We start from the raw sequence: 13,326 nt of genomic DNA, 5'->3' as shown, positions 1-13,326 counted from the left end.
ACGATCAAAAATTTTGTATACCTTTAAGCAGCTTTCTGTCCTTGGCTTCTCTTTGTTTTCAGTCGTAATCCTGCGAGTTTCATGGCATTGTAAACAAGTGTAGTAAAGTCAAAATGAACTTTCGCTCTTTCTCCTGTTCGGTATCGTATATTGTTTAGTTGAAATTGTTCTTTTAGATACGCAATCACTCGTTCAGAGGAACTTCGTTCTTTATAGATCGTCTTCCATGATTCAGTACCTCTTGCTGGAGCACTATATTTCCGCAAGTCTGTATCCATTTTTATCTTAAAGACCTTTTGACATAGCGAGTCATGAGCGAGTGGACACTCTCCACATTCTTTTGGTTGGGTAAATTTTAATGTTTGGTACTTCTTATCAAAGCTGTCATATCGGTAAGAATGTTCTCTCACACAGGTTGGGGCAAAGTGTTTATCAAAGCCAAGTGGCTCCGGTTCATTCCGCTTATTATAAGCTATAATCGAATAGCCTTTCATCCGATGAACCTGTTCATAGATAGCTGGATAATCATAGCCAGCATCCATCGTCACGTGTTTCATCTGAAAATGAGGAAAATGCGTTTGAATGCCCTTTAATAACGGAATCGCAGCTTTACCATCATTTAAGTTACCGCTAGACATGAGAGATTCGAGAATAAATTGACTCTTTGTTTCAACGGCGATATGACCCTTGAAGCCATACCAAAAAACATTTTTACCGTCACTGTTCTTTTTGATGCCCCATTCTGGACCGAGAGGGATCTCATCTTCAAGGTTGTCAAAAGGTATGTCCAATTGATCTTCGATTTTCTTTTTATAAACCGGAAGAGAAGCTTCAAATTCTTCTTTTTCTTTGAGCCATGCCGATTGTTCTTCCTTGTTTTTACGGCCGCGTTTTTTCGGCTCGGGTTTCGGTGTATCATCTTTCTTTTCTTTGGAAGGGGCTTTATCTTTCGCTTCGATATGTGTCGCATCAATGGCCACATTGAAGTCCGAAATATACCCATCATCTATAGCTTCATGGACGAGTTGATGGTTGATATCTTTCAGTACAGAAGAAGCTTTAATCTCACTTACCATGCGGGAGTAAGAAGCTTCCGAAGGAATTGCGTCTGCCACACCAAATCCGCAATCTCTTTTAAACTGAATGTCATCTTTCAGGCGTTTAACTAAGAGTTTTACTTCACTAATTCTTTCCACATAACGAATGATCAACGATTGGATCATCGCTGGATAATTCAGCTTTACAGGGCGACCCAAACGTGATTTTTTGAGCACCATGAGTACAATAGGACCGGTGGTCAGTGTTGAAAATAACTCATCGTAACGTTGGGTAGGTTCTAAATCGTATAAAACATCTATACTTAGTAGGCTCTCTTGTCGTAAAATGGACATAGGAGTCTTCCCTCCAGTCAAATTAGTTTGTTCGCTACTTACTAAATTCGACAGTTGGGGAGGTACTCCTTTTTTTGTTTCTTAAATCTCTTGGGCCACAAGGGCTCTGAATTATGAAATTGACTCAAATAAGTAAAATTATAGGTTTTCATAATGAACTAACAGGTTGCATTAGTAAAAAAATTAAGTTGCTATTGCAGCTCATTTTTTGAGCATGAGATGGTAAATTATGTTAATAATATTGAAAATGAGAAGTGCGTGGTTCCAATACATATAAAAGGAGTAATTAGCTATGAATTCTATGATTGGTAAGAAGATTGGAGAAGGCGGATACTCGGAAGTTTTTGAATGGGGCGGACCACATCAAATTGTGAAAATTGGTAAAGCAAATACGAGTTTTAAAGAAATGAGAAAGGAGTTTGCCAGCACTCTGATTGTTTGGGAACATGGTCTGCCAGCCGTTCGTCCACTTGAGTTTATAGAGGTGGATGGGAGTCCAGCTATTGTATTCGAGCGTATCCATGGAGTATCGTTGCTGGAACGGTTTCTACACCAAATGTTACAATCTCAAGGGATGGCAGCGAACGGCGATTTCAACAAGGACTCTATTCATACTACCGCTCGATTGCTTAATGATGTACATCGTATAAGTAACCTCCACTTACAACCGCAAAGAGAAATATTGATACATTCCATCCTGAAACCCCCATATTTATCTTCGTCAGAAAAAGACGAGGTAATAAAACGACTGCAACACTTGCCGATGAAGAGTAAGTTATGTCACGGTGATCCCAATCCTGGGAATATCTTAATTTCTGATGAAAAAGCTGTTTTCATTGATTGGTTGACTGCCTCCATTGGCAATCCAGAAGCGGATGTAGCTGAGTATATTCTTATGATTCGATACGCGATTTTACCTGAACAGCTCCCTTCCTTTGCGGTTAAAGCTTTCGATTCTATAAGAGAAAAGATTGTCAGTATTTTTTGTGAGGAATATTGTAAATTATCTGGAATTACATATGAAGAGATCGATGAGTGGATTGTGCCAGTAGCTGCTCGCAAACTATGTGCGGATGCAATCAGCGAGGAAGAAAAGAGGATTCTTCTAAATGAAATTAGGTCGAAATTGTAGTCTGTGCTTCAAAATTAGCAGGCGAGCGTTAGTGATAAAGTGAGTTGCAAGTTCAGCTAATTCTTATGGGAGTAAAATGGCGAATTATGTTAATATAAAGAGGGAGAATAGATCAAGAAAGGAGATTTGAATGGACAAAAGAGTAGTCTTATTTTCAACATTCTTTATCATCCTACTAGTGATAAATTCTTATATTTATAGATTCATTTTTAAGGAACTTATTTTTACTAATATCCCTGTGACATGGCTAGATATAACGAATATCATGACTATTTTAATTTACTTGATCGCTATTATTCCATTAACTGCATTTTTGTCGGAAAAAATAGTTAAATCTTACTTAAAGGAACCAAGATAGGGATGGTTCCTACATCATTTTGTTCTTCAACAAACGCATGTTACTGGAAAATGAATCGTCCTGGTTAGTTGCTATTGAAGAGAGAACACCTAAAAAAGGCACTACAAACTTACTCAGGACTGACAACAGTGTCAGCATCCGGGAAAGCATTCTCACGAGTCATTGGCTCACTTGCTCCTTTGTTCCACTGGGAAAATTCACGGAAGTATAATGGGACGCCTTTGGTAATAGAAAAGTCTGTACTAGTCATTGCTTGAATATGGATATGAGGTTGAGTTGAGTTTCCAGAATTGCCACAATTCGCGATATGTTGCCCTTCTGACATACACTGCCCTTCTTCCACTACAAGTGAATCCAACTGTAGGTGAACGATAGCAATAAATACATCAGAATTGTCTGGTGCAATGATTACGTAATTTCCAGCAATTGTTCCCGGTCCCCTCCGAATTCTACCGCCTTGCCCCATCATATATGGTATTAATGTAAAATATGACCGCCGTGCTTCATGATCAGGTTCACCATTATGAACGCTGACTACTTTTCCAGAAACAGGTGAGACTACTGGCATACCAAATGCGTAGAATATTTCAGGAGACTCGGTACCTAAAAGTGTACGCCAACTTGTTGATGAACTTGTTCGATTCTGTTCGTCCACTGCAATAAAGTCAATTGCATAACCTACCCCAAACATATCTGTACCATGACTCGGTATCCGTTTTGCTGGAGTAGAACCTACTAACCACCTACCCGCAAAAGGTAGAGATCCAATCACGCTAGGACCACTACCATGACTTGACACAGATGCTTCATTATCATACATGCTAAACACCATTCCTATCCTAGCAACAATCAAAGTTGCTAAAGTTATTTCTTATAAATTATATAGGTAATTCCATATCACAAAGGCAGCCCCTCAGAAGAATTGATTATACTGTCAGAATCTATATCGATTTTCAATTATTTTTGAAAACTACTTCGCCACACGATGTGGAAAAATTTCTGTCATTAAAGCCTCAAGTTAGTTCCACCAGCATATTGCTTTACCTTACTCATCTCGATCACTTCCCCTTACATGATTAGTAAATCACGATAATATCAGCTCAAAAAATCTCTTGATTTTATTATTTCAATTATTACTTCAACATAGGAGATGGAAAATCCTTCAATTTAAGATGGGTATCTGGGGAAAATGATATTTTCTGATTCATCACATACAATTAGGATAGGTTTGGATAGTTTAATAAATATGTTATCATTTATTTACAGATTGACTTATATTAATGGATGGTGATCTCAATGGAAATAGCTTTATTAATATTTTTTGTCCTAGTTTTTATTGTTGGAGCAAAGGTATCCGAGAAAATAATTAAAAGGCAAGATAAACAAATTGAATTACTAGAAGAAATCATATCAAAAAACGATCATAACAACGAAAAGAAATAACTGTAAGTAACATATGAATAATTGTACCAACAAAAGCCTTCCTACATCATTTTGTTCTTCAACAAACGACTGTTGTGCACAAATCAATCGTCCTGTTGATGTTAAGGCATCACTTACTTCATTCTCTCCCAGTGTGATGTTGATTCTAACGTGTTTATGTTAATTGTTTGGATATATTTATATGTTTTTGGCCAGGTGCAAAAAAGTGATTTTTTGCCAAACATCATTTTTGTGAAAAGTGAGTCTGGAACTGGTGTCCATCCACCACTAGGAACTAATTCAATGTGTACATTATGAACTTCTCTTTTCACCGTGTATTCCCCTGCAACAAATCCCATCGTATCACCAGCACTTAGTTTAAATGTATCCGTATAATTTGAAAGATCCTCACGACTGCGAACGTCTGGGAACCCACTAGTAAACTCCATAGTGAAAGGATGGTTCGTATTTTTTAAAACTACTTTTAGCAGAGCGCGATCATCAGCAAATGTATGCTCCAATGAATTACGAACGAAGGTGCCGTTCGCATCAGGAGTATATTCTTGAAGGATCCCACTTGTTGCGTTGGCAAACTCAATAATTTGACAATCGTCGCTGTAGCGTGTGTAATAGCGGACCTGAAAATCTTTAGCTAAAGGGTATGGGAAATTATCTGGTGTAACTGTTTTCCCATCAATGGTTACATCTACTTTTGTATGTTGTTTTCGAACAAAATCAAAATCATAAAGGAAAAATAATGGGAGATACGAAGGGTTTTCCGTACTTGATCCTACAGGAGCAAGTAGCTGTAAGCCATTCGTCTTTTTCGATGTCTGCTCTTTAATAGTAGCAACTATTTCTCTACCATACTTATCTATAAACTGAAAGGATATAAAAACGTTGCCATTCACTTTTTCAAAACGAGTATTTTTCATCACTACTTTTTTGCTCTCACATAAGCCTTTCCCAGTTACATCAAAGGTATCGTCTTTGTCATCCGTCAAATTTTCATCATCATACACATCCACATAGCCATCACGTCGATAAGCGATAACACGGAAAGCTTTACCGAAATTCTTATCCTCAAAGTACTGTGGCTCTAAGGCAAGATATTCGCTATCTGGGTTTTTCTCGAAGTTTATCAGTGCAAGTTTTTTTAGGGGTGTATTGGAAAAACTAAAAGGAATAATTACCGTTTTGTTACTCAGACTTATTGGATTTGTTTCCATTTCATCCACTCCTTGTTCTATAAATATATGGATAACCTTACATTTATTTTAACAAATTTAACCAGTTATAAATGTGGCTATCTTTTTACATTTTACTTAACCTTCTTCCTTTAGAAGTTGGTATACTCGATTCAGAATCGCTGTAAACACAAATAAGACCTCACAAATTAATGTGAGGTCTTATTTGTAGACAAGATCTTAAAATCTATCTTTTCTTGTTGCATTAATTTCGCTTAACGTCCAAGGGCTTCCTTCTTCTGTTGTATGTTATACTCTTTGCCTCGCATAACGTACAACTCACACATCACATATAGCAGAAAAGCTCACTAATCCTTACTTTTTATTATTTCGCCTTACGAAAGAAGCAAGAGAACCGCCCCTGCGCTTCCACTACAACAATTCATTATTTTTTTTGTAAGAACGCCTTAAGGATAGGTAACTGGCAAAGAACATTATGAAACTAGAACTTAGTAATAACCCCACAATTTCAAACCACTCATTTCGACTTACAGGAATTTCTATAAAAATCATATAAAACGATATAAATATAACAACAAATCCAATTGTTCTAATTGAAATAACCCTTATTTCTTTCTTATAAGCTTGTTCTGATGTGACATCTGTATATTCGATACCAGAAACAATGTACCTAGTCGTTACATAAAACAGGAAAATAGCTATCAACACTAATAGGACAATTTCTACGTCTATATTAAAAAATTCATTAATGATTACCATCATGATCAGCGAAAAGAAAAGGAGTATTGCCGCTTCAGAGTAAAAGTATAACATCTTTTTTTCCTTGTATTCATCACTTGGTAATAAAAAAGTTATCCAAGATTTCATTACATTTCTACCTCCCAAAATAATTCATCCAACGTTTTATTCAGTTCTTTTGCTATTGCAATACAAAGTTGAAGACTAGGGTTATATTCTCCTTTCTCAATTAGTCCAATTGTTTGTCTGGTAACACCTACTCTTTGGGCTAACTGTTGTTGATTTAGCTGCAATTTTATACGTGTTATTTTCACATTATTTTTCATACATTCACCTTCACTTTGTAATATATATCTGACATATGTAAATTATATATTACATAATTCATTATATAAAGTCAACATTATAAATTTCTTGATTCCATCAGCCTATTAAAACGAACTTCATCTCACAAAACACTCTCACATATTAAATATTTTATTTCGACTCTCGAAGGAAGCGCAAGAACCCTCCCTACGCTTCGCTTCAAATATTTATCATCCGTTCCGTTTGTGCTATGAAAGGTGAGTTTTTGCCATGGTGAAACATGCAGTTTCACTAGGTAAAAACAGGCATTTTACGATTCGCAGCTTTTTCGTGAAGGCTCTAAACTGAATGTACCGCGGAATAAGCGGAAGCGCGCTTCCAAGCAGGAGAAGTCCCTTGGAAAAACTTGATAAAAATCGAGAAGAGAAATTTGAGGAAATTTGTGAACAGTTCATGCCGTTAATTTATGGATTAATAGGTAAATGGAAATTAGTTGGTGACAAGGATGAGTTTATTCAAACTGGGCGAATTGCGCTATATGATGCATGGTCCAGATATGATGGTGATATAGGTGCTTTTCCAGCATATGCGAAAAGTTATGTATATGGACGGTTCCAAATAAGCTTGGAACGAAGGAACCGCTGGCAAACAAGGTTCATCTCTACGGAACCTCTCACTATGACTGAAACAAATCCGTTTATTGTCAATAATGAAGAAAACTTACTGCTTCTTCGAGATTGGCTAGCTAGAACTAATCTATCTTCACGTGAAAAAGAATGGGTAAACGAAGCAATCTTCGATGGCCTAAAACCACGAGAAATTGCGGAGAAACACGATGTTGCCGTATCTACCGTAAAATCGTGGCGAAAAGAAGCACTAAAAAAGTTGCGGGAAGAAACGTTTGAGCTCATGTAGCGTTAAGTTGATATTGTTAAAAATTTGAGAAATCAACTCTGTCCAAAATGAAAGCGAACGACAATTAGTACATATCGCTCGCTTTGTTTTCTAAATGACTACTTACCTTTCCGGGTTATCATATTTCATAATACTTACTCCCATCTCGATATTTAAGGTAGTCATCTTCACTACTATTTTCCATGATTTTAACGTACTTCCGAAAGAAGTCTCCCTCTTCAAACGTGTGAAGGGCGTAGCCCAACGGTAAGGGGGAGATGAATTTCGGTTGGGTGATAGGCCAGAGGCTTTTTCAATTGCCTTTTTTGCTCAATATGGTATAATCAGTCTTATAAAGTATAAGGGTTGATATAACAATGAAATTGGACAGTAATAACCATTCAGTATTCTTAATGTATTACCATCTTGTTTTAGTTGTGAAGTATCGAAGGAAAGTAATAGATGATACTATTTCAGACTATGCCAAAGATAAATTTGTGTCTTTAAGTGAAAAATATAATATTACATTGGTGGAATGGAACCACGATAGTGATCATGTTCATATTTTGTTCAAAGCACAACCCAACAGTGAATTATCGAAGTTCATCAATGCCTATAAAAGTGCCAGTTCAAGACTTATCAAGAAGGATTTTCCTCTTGTTCGTAAAAAGTTATGGAAAGAAATGTTTTGGTCAAGAAGTTTTTGTTTGTTGACGACTGGTGGTTCTCCCATCGAAGTGGTGAAAAAATATATTGAAAATCAAGGGATAAAGTGAGGTGATTTGATATGGCTAAACAACATAAAGCGTATAAGTTCCGATTGTATCCAACCGATGAACAAGCTTTGTTGATGGGTAAAACCTTTGGTTGTGTTCGCTTTGTCTATAACCAAATGTTAGCAAAACGAACAGCTACCTATGAAAAGTTCAAAGATGATAAAGAAGTATTGAAAAAGGTAAAACATCCGACTCCTGCTACATATAAAAAAGAATTTGAATGGTTAAAAGAAGTAGATTCCTTAGCATTAGCGAACGCCCAACTTAACTTAGACAAAGCATACAAAGCATTTTTCAAAGGTAACTCTAAGTTCCCTAAGTTCAAAAGTAAACGTCATAAACAAAGTTATAAAACAAATGTGGTAAACGGAAACATTGAATTAGCGGATGGTCATATCAAATTACCTAAATTAAAAAAAGTGAAAATAAAACAACATAGACAAATCCCTTTTGAACAGACGATCAAATCGTGTACGATTACGATAACTGCATCAGGAAAATATTATATTTCTATTCTGACAGAATATGAAAAAGAGATACAAATTAAAGACATTGAAACTGTTGTAGGATTAGATTTTGCGATGAATGGATTATTTGTCGATAGCGAAACAGGTAAGAAAGCCAATTATCCTCGTTTCTATCGTCAAATGCTTGATACATTAGCAAGTGAACAACGTAAACTTTCTCGTAAAAAGAAAGGTTCGTCGAATTGGACGAAACAACGTATTAGAGTGGCTAAAATTCAAGAAAAAATCGCCAATCAAAGGATGAATTTCCTTCACCACAAATCGAAAGAATTAGTGTCTAACTTTGATGCTATTATCATTGAAGATTTAGACATGAAAGGAATGTCACAAGCATTAAAGTTTGGTAAAAGCGTCGCTGATAATGGGTGGGGAATGTTCACTTCTTTCTTACAGTACAAACTAAAAGAACAAGGGAAACAACTGATCAAAATTGACAAATGGTTTCCTTCTACCAAGACTTGTTCGAGTTGTGGAAGTACCCAACCTATGCCGATGAATGTTAGAACATACACTTGTTCCTGTGGATATATTGGAGATCGAGACCATAATTCCGCAATAAACATAAAAAGAGAAGGCATTCGCTTATTAGCGAGTGCCTAATGAAAATATAAACTCTTGGAACCAGAGGGTTAGCTTGGTCCATTTCGTCAGCTACCAAAAGTGGCGATTACCCAAGAAGCCCCCACTTCAAGCAACCCGTAAGGGTGGTAAGTGGTGGGAGTAGTTCACTTTTATCCTCCCAGATATCTATCGTTTCTGCATATTCGTGTACTTCTCCGTCCCTTGCAACAGTTATAGTAAGTTCAAGGAAAAATGTATGTCCATCTTCATATCTAACATTATCAATTTCGAAACCTTGAACCTTATAATTAATGTCTTTTAAATAGCTGATTTTTTCCATGTACAATTCTTGAGCTTCACCAGTACCCAATGACGTTCCATCGGTAAGATGATAAGATGTATCATCATAAAGAAATAATTGGTCAAATGCTTCTTGATAATTTTCATCCATGAGGGCTTCGTAATAACTATTAGCAGCACTTTTGGCTTGTCTCTCAGCTAAGAAGTTGCATCCTCAAAACACTTCCAAATAATAAAACAATAATAGCTAGTATAAATTTCTTCAAGTAATCTCCTCCTACACACAAATCATTCTAAAATAAATTATTGTTAAATTCTAAGCAAATTCTGAAAACTTCAGTGTATCATAAGTTTCATCTATTGGTAATAAATTCCCTTTATTTACAATCTTCTTTTGTACAATGTCATTCCTAAATCGGTGAAAAACTCCAAGTGCTGATATTGACTCGATATATACTTGTCAATCCACTGGTCAGTTGACTTTTTTATATTTTTCAATCAATTGATTTTGTTTGTTATGCATTTTATACTTCAATTAGAGTTTTAACTTCTAATCTGTGTACGTGTCTATAATTATTTCTATGAAATACTAGATCAATATTTGTTTGGAGGGATTATTTTGACAGAAAAAAATAGTTTAAGGGTTTGCGAAAAAGGACATGAATATTACAAAAGTAGTGATTGTCCAAGTTGTCCTACCTGTGATAAAGAGAATAAGCCTAAAAGTGGTTTCCTTTCGAAACTTAGTTCTCCTGCAAGAAATGCATTAGTTCACGAGGGGATTGACACTTTGCAAAAATTATCAGAGTACACTGAAAAAGAAATTTTAAAAATTCATGGTATCGGACCAGCTTCCTTACCTACTATGAGAACTTTATTAAAAGAAAAAGGGTTATCATTTAAAGAATAAATTAACTTAAATATGTGACGTACTTTATTTAGTATCTTAGTGGAAGAATCGTTGCACTGTTATAGCTTTTAAGAAAGAAAACATTTTTAACTTAAATCCTGCTTTACCCATCCTCGATTTATGATTTCTTCAATTTCACTAAAAGTTCTTAGGCCGCTCAGCGCATCATATGAAGCAACACATAACGAACCTGTTGCTGTAGCAAATTGCATGCATTTTGAAAGTGGATAACCATCCAAGACTGCCTTTAAAAATGCTGCTACACTGGTATCTCCTGCACCTGTAGCAGATAATACCTTTTCTGGCTGATAACTATTTTCAAAGCCTTCCTGATTTGCCCAAGTATCGACCTGAATACTTAAATTGGCTCCTATATCAAGCAAGACAGTCTTGTCTGCTGTCCTAAAGTACATTCCAGCAGCACCACATTTAATTAGAACGACTTTGGCGCCCATATTAATTAATTTATCAGCTAATGGCTTCACATCTTTATTAACTGATAAGATACTCGTAATATCTTTTCCATCAGCCCTTACTAACCAGCTATCATACTTGTTTTTATCAAGCATATAGCCGAGCTCTTCAACACTTGGTACAAAGAAATCGACAAATGGAAGAACTTTGCGTAATATTTTTTCCCAGTCAATTTTCCCTGCACCTGAGTCGGCATCAATTGCTGCCATATCCAAAGAAGTAGCAACATTGTACCCCTTTACTTTTTTGAATAACCTTAGTAATTCATCTCCATTATTTTGATACATACTTTTCATGATGGGAGGATAGCCAAAATGAAATAGTGTAGTCTCTTTTAATACCTCGTCTTTAACATCTTCTGCAAAGAAAATATCATTTGCTCCAGGATTATGAAGAAAGAACCTGTCAGATCCTGGCGTTGCAAACACAATTGTATATGAACTGCTAGTATCTGGGTCGATAATTATTTCTGCTCCTGCTTCATGTTTCCTCAAAATATTTAAGATCAACTCGCCTATATGATCTTGACCAATTTTACCTATTAGTTTCGTATCAGCACCGAAATACTTCATTGCCAATCCTGTATTAGCTACCGCTCCTCCTGTGTGAATATCAGCTTGTTCAACATGAACTAGTTTTCCTGGAGCGAGAATATCTTTTAAATTACCGACATAATTTGAAGAGAAAACAGGTGTGATGTCAATACAGACGTGTCCAGCAACAACTACTTTATTGTTCGTCATTTACATCCCCCTCCCCTATACAATCCTTTGTTTTAGTTCATTATATATATACCCGCACTCATTCTTCTGATAAAACTGACTTGACTGCATGGTACATCTTCTTGTATTTTTGATAATGTTGATGATATACTTTTTTATTTCTACTCTGTGGAAAATAGACTTTTCTTATTTTAAATAGTTTCTCAGACGCCTCATCATACGTGTTGTATATACCAAGAGAGACGGATGTCAAGATCATCGTACCTAAAATTCCTGTCTCATTAATATCTAGCGCGACAATTTTCTTATTCATAATATCTGCCATGATTTGGAGCCACAATTCTGAGTTAGCACCACCCCCACTAACTTTCAATTCATCAATATAAATACCAGCATTTTCTAGACAATCAAGGTTGTATCTCATTTCATATGTTATACCTTCAAGAATCCCACGATATATCTCCATTTTGGAAGTATTAAGGGTTATTCCTACAAAAGCACCTGTTGAATTCGGATTCATAAATGGGGTTCCAGAACCTGCAAAGTGAGGGAGGACGAGAATTCCTGTCGGACATTTACTCGCCTTTTCATTTAACAAATCATAGACACTGCGATTAGATTTTTCTGCCTCTTTGATTTCCATAAATCCAAGCTGATCCCTGAACCATTTTAATATCGACCCACCCGTAAAATTAAAAGCATACGTAGTAAATTGACCATTGATATAGGGAATAAGTGGAAAATTATTCAATGCAAGTTTCTTTACATCTACATTGGTGCTAAAAACCGGACTGATGCAAGCAGTCGATCCAATGCCATATGTTGCTTGCTTCTCTTTATTTAGGCCAGCTCCAATCGCTGCACATAATTGATCATGCGCACCAAGGACCAATTTAAAATCAATCGGTAAACTAAGCTCATTAGCAACATCTGGACTAACCTCACCAATAATTGTTCCTGCAGGAGCAAGTTCTGGAAATATGTCATCCCGAACTCTTGCAGAGTTAATCATCTCATCATCCCAATCAAACTTATGAACATTAAATGCCATCGTTCGTGATGCTAATGAGTAATCCATGACAGGACGAGAACCGAGCCGATATAGAATAAAAGATCCAAATGATAACAATTTATATAATTTTTGATCGATCTTATTATGTTCGATCAACCACATCAATTTTGGTAAAGTATACATAATATGAGGCCTTAGACCCGTTTTATCAATAATTCGATCTTCACCGATGGCATCTATTAACTTTTCAAGCTGCTCTGCACCTCTATTATCTATGTATAAAATGCTGTTCGCCAACACTTCTCCTTTTTTATCTATAAACACTGCTGCTTCTCCTAATGAAGAAACCGAAATTCCCTTAATGTTATCACGACCGTGTTCACACTGTTCCATACAAGAACGAAGCACTTCTTTAACCGATTCCCAAACAAGCTCAGGATTTAATTCATATTGACCAACTGTAGGAAATTCCATCTTGTATTCGCGATAAGCACTAGCTAGTATTTTACTATCCGTGTCAATAATCATTGCTTTTGTACCAGTTGTTCCAACGTCCAAACCAATTAAAGACATATTAAGCCCTCCTTGTATAAAA

The 13,326-nt window shown here is 36.1% G+C and carries 15 protein-coding genes; 7 read left to right on the top strand and 8 right to left on the bottom strand.

Translation table 11 applies throughout. The annotated features are described in order from the left end of the window. Positions 1-23: 23 nt before the first annotated feature. A complete protein-coding gene (locus ACM26V_RS03890) occupies positions 24-1,391 on the bottom strand; it encodes a transposase (protein WP_416148356.1) in 1,368 nt (455 codons plus the stop codon). 292 nt (positions 1,392-1,683) lie between these two features. Here ACM26V_RS03890 and ACM26V_RS03885 point away from each other — a divergent pair, with 292 nt between their 5' ends. Continuing rightward, complete coding sequence (locus ACM26V_RS03885) at positions 1,684-2,523, top strand: aminoglycoside phosphotransferase family protein (RefSeq protein WP_416150142.1); 840 nt, start codon at positions 1,684-1,686, stop codon at positions 2,521-2,523. 130 nt (positions 2,524-2,653) lie between these two features. Next, positions 2,654-2,881 (top strand): hypothetical protein, encoded by a 228-nt coding sequence (locus ACM26V_RS03880; protein ID WP_416150141.1) that lies wholly within the window; start codon positions 2,654-2,656, stop codon positions 2,879-2,881. Between the two features lie 109 nt (positions 2,882-2,990). On the opposite strand, the gene ACM26V_RS03875 is transcribed toward ACM26V_RS03880, so the two are convergent. Next, positions 2,991-3,701 carry a M23 family metallopeptidase gene (locus ACM26V_RS03875; RefSeq protein WP_416150140.1) on the bottom strand — a complete coding sequence of 237 codons (711 nt, stop codon included), beginning with the start codon at positions 3,699-3,701 and terminating at the stop codon, positions 2,991-2,993. 476 nt (positions 3,702-4,177) lie between these two features. On the opposite strand from ACM26V_RS03875, the gene ACM26V_RS03870 reads away from it, so the two are divergent. Continuing rightward, a complete protein-coding gene (locus ACM26V_RS03870; RefSeq protein ID WP_416150139.1) occupies positions 4,178-4,324 on the top strand; it encodes a hypothetical protein in 147 nt (48 codons plus the stop codon). Positions 4,325-4,437: 113 nt separating this feature from the next. On the opposite strand, the gene ACM26V_RS03865 is transcribed toward ACM26V_RS03870, so the two are convergent. The 3 genes from ACM26V_RS03865 to ACM26V_RS03855 form a co-directional block, all read right to left on the bottom strand. Continuing rightward, the gene (locus ACM26V_RS03865) at positions 4,438-5,532 is read right to left on the bottom strand and encodes a hypothetical protein (RefSeq protein ID WP_416150138.1); all 1,095 of its coding nucleotides are present in this window, start codon (positions 5,530-5,532) and stop codon (positions 4,438-4,440) included. Between the two features lie 390 nt (positions 5,533-5,922). Continuing rightward, entirely contained in the window at positions 5,923-6,378 is a 456-nt protein-coding gene (locus ACM26V_RS03860; protein ID WP_416150137.1) for a DUF3278 domain-containing protein, read from the bottom strand. Then, a complete protein-coding gene (locus ACM26V_RS03855) occupies positions 6,378-6,575 on the bottom strand; it encodes a helix-turn-helix transcriptional regulator (RefSeq protein ID WP_416150136.1) in 198 nt (65 codons plus the stop codon). Before ACM26V_RS03855 ends, ACM26V_RS03860 begins: the two co-directional genes overlap by 1 nt. A 376-nt stretch (positions 6,576-6,951) precedes the next feature. Here ACM26V_RS03855 and ACM26V_RS03850 point away from each other — a divergent pair, with 376 nt between their 5' ends. The 3 genes from ACM26V_RS03850 (at position 6,952) to ACM26V_RS03840 (ending at position 9,352) form a co-directional block, all read left to right on the top strand. Further along, positions 6,952-7,470 (top strand): RNA polymerase sigma factor, encoded by a 519-nt coding sequence (locus ACM26V_RS03850; RefSeq protein WP_416150135.1) that lies wholly within the window; start codon positions 6,952-6,954, stop codon positions 7,468-7,470. 356 nt (positions 7,471-7,826) lie between these two features. Then, entirely contained in the window at positions 7,827-8,225 is a 399-nt protein-coding gene (gene tnpA / locus ACM26V_RS03845; protein WP_416150134.1) for an IS200/IS605 family transposase, read from the top strand. 11 nt (positions 8,226-8,236) lie between these two features. Further along, complete coding sequence (locus ACM26V_RS03840; protein ID WP_416150133.1) at positions 8,237-9,352, top strand: RNA-guided endonuclease TnpB family protein; 1,116 nt, start codon at positions 8,237-8,239, stop codon at positions 9,350-9,352. A gap of 67 nt (positions 9,353-9,419) precedes the next feature. Here the strand turns inward: ACM26V_RS03840 and ACM26V_RS03835 are convergent, their stop codons facing one another. Beyond that, positions 9,420-9,764 carry a hypothetical protein gene (locus ACM26V_RS03835; protein ID WP_416150132.1) on the bottom strand — a complete coding sequence of 115 codons (345 nt, stop codon included), beginning with the start codon at positions 9,762-9,764 and terminating at the stop codon, positions 9,420-9,422. Between the two features lie 465 nt (positions 9,765-10,229). On the opposite strand from ACM26V_RS03835, the gene ACM26V_RS03830 reads away from it, so the two are divergent. Then, positions 10,230-10,523 (top strand): RNA polymerase alpha subunit C-terminal domain-containing protein, encoded by a 294-nt coding sequence (locus ACM26V_RS03830; RefSeq protein WP_416151782.1) that lies wholly within the window; start codon positions 10,230-10,232, stop codon positions 10,521-10,523. Between the two features lie 86 nt (positions 10,524-10,609). On the opposite strand, the gene ACM26V_RS03825 is transcribed toward ACM26V_RS03830, so the two are convergent. Both ACM26V_RS03825 and ACM26V_RS03820 read right to left on the bottom strand, forming a co-directional pair. Continuing rightward, entirely contained in the window at positions 10,610-11,740 is a 1,131-nt protein-coding gene (locus ACM26V_RS03825; RefSeq protein WP_416150131.1) for a carbohydrate kinase family protein, read from the bottom strand. Between the two features lie 58 nt (positions 11,741-11,798). Beyond that, positions 11,799-13,304: an FGGY-family carbohydrate kinase gene (locus ACM26V_RS03820; RefSeq protein WP_416150130.1), complete on the bottom strand. Its 1,506-nt coding sequence runs from the start codon at positions 13,302-13,304 to the stop codon at positions 11,799-11,801. Positions 13,305-13,326: the final 22 nt, after the last annotated feature.

It is taken from the genome of Salipaludibacillus sp. HK11, assembly GCF_047795645.1.
In the GTDB taxonomy this organism is placed as follows: domain Bacteria; phylum Bacillota; class Bacilli; order Bacillales; family Salisediminibacteriaceae; genus Salipaludibacillus.
Note: the sequence above shows the minus strand (reverse complement) of the source record. Positions and strands in the feature narration are given on the sequence as shown.